This is a genomic window from Oceaniovalibus guishaninsula JLT2003, from assembly GCF_000299575.1.
Classification (GTDB): Bacteria; Pseudomonadota; Alphaproteobacteria; order Rhodobacterales; family Rhodobacteraceae; genus Palleronia; species Palleronia guishaninsula.
The window spans coordinates 18,902-30,049 of record NZ_AMGO01000030.1 but is presented as its reverse complement, the minus strand read 5'-3'; the positions used below and the strand labels follow the sequence as shown (position 1 = coordinate 30,049).

At 68.4% G+C, this 11,148-nt stretch carries 10 protein-coding genes; 4 read left to right on the top strand and 6 right to left on the bottom strand.

Annotation, left to right across the window (positions count from 1 at the left end):
- The 6 genes from OCGS_RS08005 to OCGS_RS07980 form a co-directional block, all read right to left on the bottom strand.
- Positions 1-317 (bottom strand): MATE family efflux transporter (locus tag OCGS_RS08005; protein WP_040610791.1); only part of this gene is annotated, 317 nt, incomplete at its 3' end.
- A gap of 52 nt (positions 318-369) precedes the next feature.
- Complete coding sequence (locus OCGS_RS08000; RefSeq protein WP_007426733.1) at positions 370-1,356, bottom strand: ABC transporter permease; 987 nt, start codon at positions 1,354-1,356, stop codon at positions 370-372.
- Positions 1,349-2,356, bottom strand: a complete 1,008-nt coding sequence (locus OCGS_RS07995; RefSeq protein ID WP_007426732.1) for an ABC transporter permease — start codon at positions 2,354-2,356, stop codon at positions 1,349-1,351. The genes OCGS_RS08000 and OCGS_RS07995 overlap by 8 nt, the downstream gene beginning before the upstream one ends.
- Before the next feature lie 166 nt (positions 2,357-2,522).
- Positions 2,523-4,235 (bottom strand): peptide ABC transporter substrate-binding protein, encoded by a 1,713-nt coding sequence (locus tag OCGS_RS07990; RefSeq protein WP_007426730.1) that lies wholly within the window; start codon positions 4,233-4,235, stop codon positions 2,523-2,525.
- Positions 4,232-5,284 carry an ABC transporter ATP-binding protein gene (locus OCGS_RS07985; RefSeq protein WP_007426729.1) on the bottom strand — a complete coding sequence of 351 codons (1,053 nt, stop codon included), beginning with the start codon at positions 5,282-5,284 and terminating at the stop codon, positions 4,232-4,234. Before OCGS_RS07985 ends, OCGS_RS07990 begins: the two co-directional genes overlap by 4 nt.
- Positions 5,277-6,293: an ABC transporter ATP-binding protein gene (locus OCGS_RS07980; protein ID WP_007426728.1), complete on the bottom strand. Its 1,017-nt coding sequence runs from the start codon at positions 6,291-6,293 to the stop codon at positions 5,277-5,279. The genes OCGS_RS07985 and OCGS_RS07980 overlap by 8 nt, the downstream gene beginning before the upstream one ends.
- A gap of 154 nt (positions 6,294-6,447) precedes the next feature.
- Between OCGS_RS07980 and argE the strand changes: the two genes are divergently transcribed.
- From argE to OCGS_RS15065, 4 genes are all read left to right on the top strand, one after another.
- Entirely contained in the window at positions 6,448-7,593 is a 1,146-nt protein-coding gene (gene argE / locus OCGS_RS07975) for an acetylornithine deacetylase (RefSeq protein ID WP_007426727.1), read from the top strand.
- 141 nt (positions 7,594-7,734) lie between these two features.
- Positions 7,735-8,790 (top strand): cytochrome-c peroxidase, encoded by a 1,056-nt coding sequence (locus OCGS_RS07970; RefSeq protein WP_156801010.1) that lies wholly within the window; start codon positions 7,735-7,737, stop codon positions 8,788-8,790.
- Between the two features lie 99 nt (positions 8,791-8,889).
- Positions 8,890-9,810 (top strand): calcium/sodium antiporter, encoded by a 921-nt coding sequence (locus tag OCGS_RS15070; RefSeq protein WP_007426725.1) that lies wholly within the window; start codon positions 8,890-8,892, stop codon positions 9,808-9,810.
- Between the two features lie 15 nt (positions 9,811-9,825).
- Positions 9,826-11,115, top strand: coding sequence for an NAD(P)/FAD-dependent oxidoreductase (locus tag OCGS_RS15065; RefSeq protein WP_007426724.1), 1,290 nt, complete (start codon positions 9,826-9,828; stop codon positions 11,113-11,115).
- Positions 11,116-11,148 lie beyond the last annotated feature (33 nt).

Sequence of the window (11,148 nt, the reverse complement as noted above, 5' to 3'; positions counted from 1 at the left end):
AGCCCCAGACACAGGCCCAGCCCCATCGCGTGCAGGCCCATCCGGTCGACACGGGGGCCCGTCGCGCCCGCGCCGATGGCCTGGCTCAGCGCCGCGTTGGCGCCGGCGGATAGGCCGATGGACAGGCTGATGATCGCGGTGGTGACGGGATAAACGAAACCCACGACCGCCAGTTCCTGCTGGCCCAGCATTCCCAGAAAGATGGCATCGACGAAACCCACGGCGATCACGCCCAGGATGCCAACCACCATCGGCGCGGTGACGGACAGGATGGCGCGGTGGACGGGACCGCGCGTCAGGTCGCGGCCGGTGCTCATGGTCGGGGCCGAATTCGCATCCCCGCCAATGCCGAAGCCCCGTCGATGTTCCCTAGCGCCCGCGGATGCGCGGATCGAGCGCGTCGCGCAGGCCGTCGCCCATATAGTTCACCGCCAGCACCGTCAGCGAGATCGCGGCGCCGGGGAAGATCACCCGTTCGGGATAGCTTTGCAGGTAATCGGTGCCGTCGCGCAGCAGGCTGCCCCATGTCGGATAGTCCGAAGGAAAGCCCAGCCCCAGGAACGACAGCGCCGATTCGGTGATGATGGCGTTGGCGATGCCCAGCGTGGCGCTGACCATCACCGGCGACAGAACGTTGGGCAGGATGTGCCGGGTGATCATCCGCCGGGCGGGCGTGCCGATGGACCGGGCGGCCAGCACGAATTCGCGCTCCTTCAGCGCCAGCACGTCGCCGCGCACGATCCGGGCCGTGGGCATCCACGACGTGACGCCGATGCCCAGAACGACCAGCAGGAAAATTCCCGTCTCGGGTCCGATGGCGGCGCGCAGGCTGTCGCGGAAAAGCAGCATCATCACTAGCAGCAGCGGCAGCAACGGCAGCGCCAGAAAAAGGTCGGTCAGCCGCATCAGAATTCCGTCCAACCGCCTGAAATAGCCCGACAAGACGCCGATCAGCGTGCCCAGGAACAGGGCCAGCGCCATCGCCGTCAGACCCACCGCCAGCGATGTGCGCCCCCCCGCGATCATCCGCGCCAGAATGTCCCGGCCCAACTGGTCGGTGCCGAAGGGATGGGTCAGCGACGGGCCGGAATTGCGCGCGCGGATGTCGATGAAGGTCGGCTCCAGTGGCCAGAGCAGCGGGCCGAGCAGGACGGCGAGCAGGATGAACACGAAGAAACCCGCCCCGAAAAGCGCGCCCTTGTGGGTCTTGAACTGGTCCCAGACATCGCGCAACTGGCTGCGCGGCGCTTCGATCAGGCGCTGGGACTGCGCGGCACCGACCGGATTGAACGGCACCGGCGTCGCCTCGTTGCCGGCGACGGGCACGTCGTCGGTGTGGTCGGGACGGTCAGTCATAGCGGATCCGGGGGTCGAGAAGGCCGTAAAGGATGTCGGCCAGCAGGTTGAAGCCGACGATCAGCACGGCGAAGATGAACGTAAGTGTCTGGACCATCGGCAAATCCGCGCCCTGAATGGCGGTGATCAGCAACTGGCCAATGCCGTTCACCTTGAACACCTGTTCGGTGATGATCGCGCCGCCGAAGATGCCGGGAACCCCCAGCGCGATGACCGTGACGACCGGGATCATCGAGTTTCGCAGGACATGGCGCAGCACGACGACCGCCTCGCTCATGCCCTTGGCGCGGGCGGTGCGGACGTAGTCCTGCCCGAGATTGTCGAGCATCGAGGCGCGCATGAAGCGGCTGATCTGGGCGGTGGTCTGAAGCGCCAGAACCATCACCGGCATGATCATCTGGCGAAGCTGCACGACGAAGCTGTCCCAGGAATCGACCACATGCGTGGTGTCATAGACGGACGGAAACCATTGCAATTGAATGGAAAAGATGACGATGACCAGGACGCCGGAAAAGAACGGGGGGACCGAATAGCCGATCATCGACACGAAGGTGCCGGCCTGGTCGAAAACCGAATATTGCCGGTAGGCGGAATAGATGCCGATGGGCAGGGCGATCAGCACGCCGACGACATAGGACATGCCGACGACCCACAGCGTCTGGGGCATCCGCTGGGCCACAATCTCCATCACCGGGCTGCGGGTCTGCCAGGACAGGATGCGCTGTTCGCCGGCGGCGAAAGTCGTTCCGAACCAATGGTCTATCAGGTTCAGCGGCTCGACCCAGAAGAATTGCAGCAGCCATTTGCCATAGCGCACCGGGATGGGTTCGCCCATGCCCAGCGCCTCGCGCATCCTCTGCTTGACCTCGTCGGGGACGGTCAGGGGCACCTGGCTCATCGGGTCGCCGGGGGCGAGTTCGAGCAGCAGGAAGATCGCAAGCGAGATGACCAGCAGCGTCGGAATCGAGATCAGGATGCGGCGCAGCGCGAAGGTCAGCATGGCGTGAAACGTACAATTTGTACATTTCGACGGCCGAAACGTACAAGTCGCGGCACAAGGTGCCGGTCGGCCGGAAAGGGCGCGCGCGCGCCGTCAGCGATGCGGTCGGTCATGGCCTGTCCCCGAGGATGGGGGCGGCGCCGAAACGCCGGCCCCCCTTGCGGAATCACTGGATGCGATACCAGTCCTTGATGTTCCAGAGTTCGCTGTCCCAGTCCGACATCTTGACGCCGCCCAGGGTCTTGGCATGCGCCGCCGGGTTGCCGCGATGGATCAGCGGGATCAGCGCGCCGCCCTGAACCAGCATGTCGTTGAGCTGTTTCACGATCTCGCCGCGCTGTTCCAGTTCGACCGTCTGCGACAGCTTGTCCACCAGCGCATCGTATTCCTCGGAGCAGAAGCGGGGGATGTTCTGGCCCTGCCACTGGCTGTCGGGGCCGGGGATCTCGGAACATTTCCACGACGCCATGTAGCTTTCGGGATCAACGCCAGAGAAGTTGTTGGTGTACATTTCGAGGTCGGCATAGAATTTCTGGAACGTGTCGGGGCTGGACGGATCGCCGCCGAAGAACACCGACCCGTCGATGTTGCGCAGTTCCGTCTCGACGCCGATATCTTCCCATTCCTGCTTGATTATGGCCTGCACGTCCTGGCGCACCGCGTTGGTCGAGGTCTGGTAGAGCACGCTGAGCTTGCGGCCGTCCTTGTCGCGGATGCCGTCGCCGTCGGTGTCGGTCCAGCCCGCTTCTTCCAGCAGCGCCTTGGCGCCTTCGGGATCGTAGGTCAGGCAGTCGTCGTTGGCGGTGGAAGCATAGATTTCGGGCGCGGGCAGGATGTTGCAGGTGGGCTGTCCGGCGGCGCCATAGCCGATATCGACCAGAAGCTGCCGGTCGATGGCCTTCGACAGAGCCTGAACCACGCGCGGATCGGTCAGGAACGGATGCGGGTGTTCGGTCGTGGACCGCGCATCGCCCAGCGACGGGTCGGGATCGGTCTGGTTCACCTCGATCCGTTCGACGGACGTGCCGTAGGCCGCGACGACCGTGCCGAGGCCAGCCGCTTCCATGTTGGTCAGGATTTCCGGGGCGAGTTGCAGGTTCCAGGCGTAATCGTATTCGCCGGTTTCCAGCACCGCGCGGGCCGCCGCCGCCGCGTCGCCGCCACCCTTGAAGTTGACCGATGCGAAGGCGGGCTTGCCTTCCTCGCGGAAATTCTCGTTCGCGGAATAGCTGATGACGTCGTTGGGGCGGAATTCATCGACGACATAGGGGCCGGTGCCGATGGGGTTGAAGTTCGCTTCGGTGCATTCGGGGGCCTTGGCGCCCAGGCAATCCTGAAACTGCGCCTTCTGGATGATCGGCGATTCCGACCCGACGAAGGCCGTATATGGGAAGGGCTTGGGCCCCGAGAACGTGACCTTGATCGTGCGGTCGTCCACGGCCTCGACATTCTCGACGCCGTCGAAATAGCTGGCCTGCGCGCACCCGCCTTCGGGATCGGTGCAGTATTGCCAGGTGAAGACCGCATCCTCGGCCGTGAGCGGGGTGCCGTCGGACCAGGTGACGCCTTCGGACAGCGTCCAGGTGATCGAGGTCAGATCGTCGCTGACGCCGCCATTCTCGACCGTGGGGATTTCATCGACCAGCCACGGCACCAGTTCGCCCGTTTCCGAAAAGCGCACCAGCGGTTCCAGCACCAGGGAGGCGGCTTCAACTTCCTTGGTGCCGCCCGAAAGATAGGGGTTCAGCGTCGAGGGCGCCTGCCAGTAGAAGATGTTGAGCTGCCCGTTGCGGCCGCGTTCGCCGGTTTCCTGCGCGTGGGCCATGGGCGCGATCGCGGCGAGCGCGGTCGCGCCGATGAGGACGGTTTTCAGTTTCATGGGGTCTCTCCTTGTCGGGTGGGGATTGGCGCGGCCGTTGGGCGGCCATCTTGGGTCGTGTCGTAAAGATGACAGGCGACGTGACGGCCGGGCGCCACCTCGCGGAAATCGGGGTCGATGCGGCGGCAGATGTCCATGACCGAGGGGCAGCGCGTGCAGAAATTGCAGCCCTTCGGCGGATTGGCGGGCGAGGGCACGTCGCCGGTCAGGATCGTGCGGCTGGACGCGGCCGCCGCTTCGGGGTCGGGTTCGGGCACGGCCGACAGAAGCGCGCGCGTATAGGGGTGCAGCGGATCGGCATAAAGGTCGTCGCGCGGCGACAGTTCGGCGATCTTGCCCAGATACATCACCGCCACGCGGTCGGCGATGTGACGCACCATCGACAGGTCGTGGCTGATGAACAGATAGGTCAGCCCGAGGCTGTCCTGCAATTCCTCGAGCAGGTTGACGACCTGCGCCTGGATCGACACGTCGAGTGCCGCGATGGGTTCGTCGCAGACGATGAAGCGCGGGTTCAGCGCCAGCGCGCGGGCGATGCCGATGCGCTGGCGCTGGCCGCCCGAAAATTCGTGCGGATAGCGGTTGGCGAAGGCCCGGTTGAGGCCCACGCGGTCCATCAGGTCGTGCACGCGCGCAGTCTTTTCGGCGCGCGACAGGCGCGTATGTTCGTCCAGCGGTTCGGCGATGATGCGCGCGACCGTCATGCGCGGGTTCAGCGACGCCTGCGGATCCTGGAACACCATCTGCATGGTCGGGCGCATGCGCCGCAGCTCGTTCGGGCCGGCATGGGCCACGTCGCGGCCGGCGATGGTGACGCTGCCGCCGGTGATGTCGTAAAGGCGCAGGATGGCGCGGCCGCAGGTGGACTTGCCGCAGCCCGATTCGCCCACAAGGCCCAGCGTCTCGCCCTGGGATATGTCGAAGGTGACGCCATCGACGGCCTTCACCGCGCCGGTCCGGCGGCGCAGCAGGCCCGAATGGATGGGGAAGTGCATCTTCAGATCCCGCACGCGCACCAGCGGTTCGCGGCCCGTCCCGGCGTCAAGCATGGGCGGCGACCCTGCCGCGCGGGGCGTCGGCGTCGAAATCCCAGAAGCAGGCCGCGTCGTGGCCCGGCCCCACGTCGAAGCGCGGCGGATTGCGCCGGTCGCAGGCGTCGAAGCGATAGGCGCAGCGGTCGCGGAACGGGCAGGCATCGGGCGCGGCGGTCAGGATCGGCGGCTGCCCCTCGATCACCGTCAGGCGCGGTTCGCGGCGGCCGCGCACCGACGGGACGGTCTTGAGCAGCGCGCGGGTATAGGGGTGGCGCGGCCGCGCGAACATCTCGCGCACGGCCGCGTGTTCGACGATCTGGCCGCCATACATCACCATCACGCGGTCGGCGATGCCGGCGATCACGCCCAGATCGTGGGTGATCCAGACGATGGCCATGCCCAGCTTTTCGCGCAGATCCTTCACCAGTTCGAGGATCTGCGCCTGGATCGTCACATCGAGCGCGGTGGTGGGTTCGTCGGCGATCAGCACGTCGGGATCGCAGGCCAGCGCGATGGCGATCATCACCCGCTGGCGCATGCCGCCCGAAAACTGGTGCGGATAATCGCCCAGGCGGCGCGCGGCGTCGGGGATGCCGACCAGTTCCAGCAGCTCGACCGCGCGGTCGCGGGCCTGACGGCGGTTGAGGCGCATGTGCTTGCGCAACGGCTCGGCGATCTGGTGGCCCACGGGAAAGACCGGGTTGAGCGAGGTCATCGGATCCTGGAAGACGAAGCCGATCCGGTCGCCGCGGATGCGCCGCAGGCCCGCATCGTCCATCCGCAGCAGATCGCGGCCCTCGAACGTCACGGTGCCGTGGCGGATCTCGGCCGGGGGGGTGGGCAGCAGGCCGATCAGCGACATCATGGTGACGGACTTGCCCGATCCGCTTTCGCCCACGACGCCCAGCAATTCGCCGCGCCGCAAGTCGAAGCTGACGCCATTGACGGCATGAACCTCGCCCGTGCGGGTATGGAAGATCGTCGTCAGGTCGCGAACGTCGAGAACGGGCGCGTTCTGCGGCATGGAGGGTTCCCTGGATTTGCGGCGGCCGACGCGGTGTCGGGAACCCGAGCTTTACGCAATCGCAAGCCGCCGTAAACCGTAAATTCCGCGCCACGGGGCTTGACGGGCAGGCGCGCGGACCGGACGCTTTGCCGGCGAATGGGGGGGACGGGACATGGATGCGCGCGCGATTCTCGACCGGCTGGTGGCGTTTCCGACCGTCAGCCGCGACAGCAACCTCGACCTGATCGACTGGGTGGAGGGGTATCTGAAAGGGCACGGCGTGACCGCGCGGCGGGTGCCCGACGCGACCGGGCGCAAGGCCGCGCTTTACGCCAATATCGGCCCCGAGGTTCCGGGCGGCGTGGTGCTGTCGGGCCATACCGACGTGGTGCCGGTGGACGGGCAGGACTGGACGACCGACCCTTTCGCGGTGACGGAACGCGACGGGCGGTTTTACGGGCGCGGCACCTGCGACATGAAGGGCTTCATCGCGCTGGCCCTGGCGGCGGTGCCGGATGCGACGGGGCTGAAGCGGCCCTTGCAGATCGCGCTGAGCTATGACGAGGAGGTGGGCTGCCTCGGCGCGCCGCCGATGATCGACGACATGGCCGGGCACCTGCCGCAAGCCGCCGCCGCCATCATCGGCGAGCCGTCGATGATGCGCTGCGTGACCGCGCACAAGGGCGGCATCGGCTGGCTGGTGCATGTCCACGGCCACGAGGTGCATTCGTCGCTGATGGACCGGGGCGTCAGCGCGGTGATGGAGGCGGCCAGCCTGATCGAATGGGCGAACGACACCAATGCGCGCCTTCGGGCCGCGCCGCCGACGCCGCTGGCCGCCGCGTTCGATCCGCCCTTCACCACGGTACATGTCGGCACCATCCGGGGCGGCACGGCGCACAACATCACCGCCAGGGATTGCGAGTTCGGGCTGAGCTTCCGCGTCGTGCCGGGCGAGGATCCGGCCGATCACGAGGCCGCGTTCCGCGCCAGGGTGGCCGAGATCGAGGCGCGGATGCAGGCGGTCCGCCCCGAGACGCGGATCGAGGTCGCGCCACACTTCTATGTGCCCGCGCTGCGTCCCGAACAGGACGGCGCGGCCGAGGCGCTGGTGCGGCGGCTGACGGGCGATAACGGGCGGCACGTGGTCAGCTACGGCACCGAAGCCGGCCAGTTCCAGGAACGCGGCCATTCCGCCGCGATCTGCGGACCGGGCGACATCGCCCAGGCCCACCAGCCCGACGAATATATCGAGGTCGCGCAGTTCCGCCAAGGCGCCGCCTTCGTGGCGAAGGTGATCGAGAGCCTGCGGGATTGACCCGCCCCCCCGGTTCGAGGGCAATCGAGGGGGGTCGCGGCTTGCCTTCCGCGCCGCGCCGTCGATACTGGGAACGTCCGCAATGCCAAGGATTTGCGCGACGTAGCGGCAAGACCTGACGGAGGTTCCCCGATGAAAGCGATGACAGACACCCTGCGCGGCGGCATCCTTGCCATTGCCGCGCTGTCCGCCGGTGCGGCGGCCGCGGCCGAGACGGACGATCTGCGGGAAGCGGCGGGCGATTATTTCGTGCCGGTGCCGTCCACCGTTCCGGCGGTCGCCGACAATCCCATCACGCCCGAGAAGATCGCGCTTGGAAAGGCGCTGTTCTTCGATCCGCGCATGTCGATCTCGGGCGTCTTTTCGTGCAATTCGTGCCACAACCTTGCCACCGGGGGCGACGACAACCTGCCGACCTCCATCGGGCATGGCTGGCAGCGGGGACCGCGCAACGCGCCGACGGTGCTCAATTCGATCTTCAATTCGGCGCAGTTCTGGGATGGGCGCGCCGCCGATCTGGCCGAACAGGCCAAGGGGCCGGTGCAGGCCGGGGTCGAGATGGCCAACACCCCCGAAAACCTGATCGCGACGCTGAAATCCATGCCGCAATACGTGGAATGGTTTCAGGGATCCTTTCCGGGCCGGGACGATCCGGTGACGTTCGACAATTTCGCCAAGGCGATCGAAGCCTATGAGGCGACGCTGATCACCCCCGCGCCATTCGATGCGTGGCTGAACGGCGACGACGCGGCGCTGAGCGACCGGCAGAAGGAGGGGCTGGCCATCTTCATGGATGCCGGATGCGCGACCTGCCACGGCGGCGTCAATCTGGGCGGCAACGGCTATTACCCCTTCGGGCTGGTCGAAAAGCCCGGCGCCGACGTCCTGCCCGAGACCGATACGGGCCGCTTTCAGGTGACGGAGACCGCCGGGGACGAATACGTGTTCCGCGCCGCGCCGCTGCGCAACATCGCGGTGACGGCGCCTTATTTCCATTCGGGCGCGGTATGGGATCTGAATACGGCGGTGGGGATCATGGCCACCTCGCAACTGGGCGCCGACCTGAACGAGGACGAGATCGCCGCCGTCACCGCGTTCCTGCAATCGCTGACCGGCGAAGTGCCCGAAGTGGTCTATCCGCTGCTGCCGCCCGAAACGGCCGAGACGCCGGTGCCGACGGGGGCCGTCCGTCCCTGATCCCATGCGTCTTGCCGTCGCCCGGCCGCGCCCTTATCTGGGCGCGGTCCGGGGGCGGGGCGGTCCGGGCCGCATGTTCCTGGTCCCTGGTGTTCGCGCATGTCCTATCTGCTGGTGCTGGCCGGTTTCGTTCTGCTGATCGGCGGGGGCGAGGCGCTGGTGCGCGGGGCGGTCGCGGTCGCCGCGCGCCTTGGCGTGTCGCCCATGGTGATCGGGCTGACGCTGGTGGGGTTCGGCACCTCGACCCCGGAATTGCTGACCTCGGTTCAGGCGGCCCTGGCCGGATCGCCGGGCGTCGCGGTGGGCAACGTGGTGGGCAGCAACATCGCCAACATCCTGCTGATCGTCGGGATCGCGGCGCTGCTGCGGCCGATGGCGGTCGCGGGGCCGGCCTTTCGCCGCGACGGGGGCGCGATGCTGGCGGTAGCGGTGCTGGCGGCGGCGCTGGTGCTGCTGGGCGATGTGGGGCGGCTGTCGGGCGGTCTGCTGCTGGCGGGGCTGTGCAGCTATCTGGTCTTCACGATCCGCAGCGGCGCGGCCCCGGCCGAGGATCTGCCGGCCGTGCCGATGCGGCTGGTGCTGGCGCTGCCGCTGTTCGCGGGCGGGCTGCTGGTGACGCTGCTGGGCGCGCGGCTGCTGGTGACGGGGGCCATCGACATCGCCGCGTCGCTGGGCGTGTCCGAGGCGGTGATCGGCCTCAGCGTGGTGGCCATCGGCACGTCGCTGCCCGAACTGGTGACGTCGGTGGTCGCCGCGCGGCGCGGGCAGGGCGACATCGCGCTGGGCAACATCCTGGGCAGCAACGTGTTCAACATCCTGGGCATTCTGGGGGCGACGGCGCTGATCAAGCCGCTGGAAATCCCGCCGCAGATCGCCCTGGTCGATATCTGGGCGATGCTGGCGGCCAGCGTCGCGCTGCTGGTCATGGGGCTGACGGGCGGGCGGATTTCGCGAGGCGAGGGCGGCGTGCTGCTGGCCTGCTACGCCGGCTATATGGGCTGGCTTTTCGCTGCCGCCTGATCGCGGACCGGCGTGATGCCCGCCGAATACCGCGATCCGCTGCCGGCCGCCGCCGATCTGGTGGTGATCGGCGGCGGCATCGCGGGGGTCATGGCCGCTTGGTTCGCGGCCGGTGCCGGTCTGCGCGTGGTGCTGGTCGAGAAGGGGCGCGTCGCGGCCGAACAATCGTCGCGCAACTGGGGCTGGATCCGCGCGCAGGGGCGCGACCCGGCCGAACTGCCGATCATGGCCGAGGCGGCGGCGCTGTGGCCGCTGTTGCAGCGCGAGACGGGCGAGGATCTGGGGCTGGCGCGGACCGGAACGCTGTATCTGGCGCGGCGCGACAGGGATCTGGCGCGGCACGAGGCCTGGATGGTCCATGCGCGCGCCCACGGCCTCGATACCCGGATGCTGACGGCGCGCGCGGTCGCCCGTCTGCTGCCGGGCGCGGCCGAAGACTGGCACGGCGGGCTTTACACGCCGTCCGACCTGCGCGCCGAACCCTGGGTCGCGGTGCCGGCGCTTGCGCGGGCGGCCAGGGCGAGCGGCGTGGCGATCCGCGAAGGCTGCGCGGCGCGGCGGCTGGACATGGCGGGCGGGCGCATCGCCGGTGTCGTGACCGAAGCGGGGCGCATCGCCGCGCCGCGCGTGGTGCTGGCGGGCGGCGCGTGGTCGGCGCTGTTCCTGCGCGCGCACGGGATCGGCCTGCCGCAGCTTTCGGTGCGCGCGACGGCCCTGGCGACCGCGCCGCTGCCCCAGGTTCATGCGGGCGGGGCCTGCGACGACCGGCTGGCGTTCCGGCGGCGGCAGGACGGCGGCTATACACTGGCGCCGAACGACCGGCACGATTTCCATATCGGCCCCGACGCGCTGCGCCATGCGCGCGCCTACTGGCCGCAGATCCGCGACGATCCGCGCGGCACGATCTTTCGCGCCGCCGCCCCGCGGGACCATCCCGACGCCTGGCGCACGCCCCGGCGGTGGGACGCGGACGAGATCACCCCGTTCGAGCGCGCGCGCATCCTCGATCCTGCGCCGAACATGGCACTGGTCCGCCGCGCCCGCGCCCGGTTCGAGGCGGCGTTTCCGCGCCTCGGGCCGGTGCGGATCGCGCGCGCCTGGGCGGGGATGATCGACACGCTGCCCGATATGCTGCCGGTGATCGACCGGGTGGCGGCGCTGCCGGGGCTGGTGGTGCTGACGGGGCTGTCGGGGCACGGCTTCGGCATCGGGCCGGGCGTGGGGCGCGTCGCCGCCGATCTGGCGATGGACCGCGCGCCGGGCCACGATCTGACGCCCTTCGCGCTGGACCGCTTCGGGACTTGAGATTGCGCCGCCGCTGCCGCATCCTGAACCGTC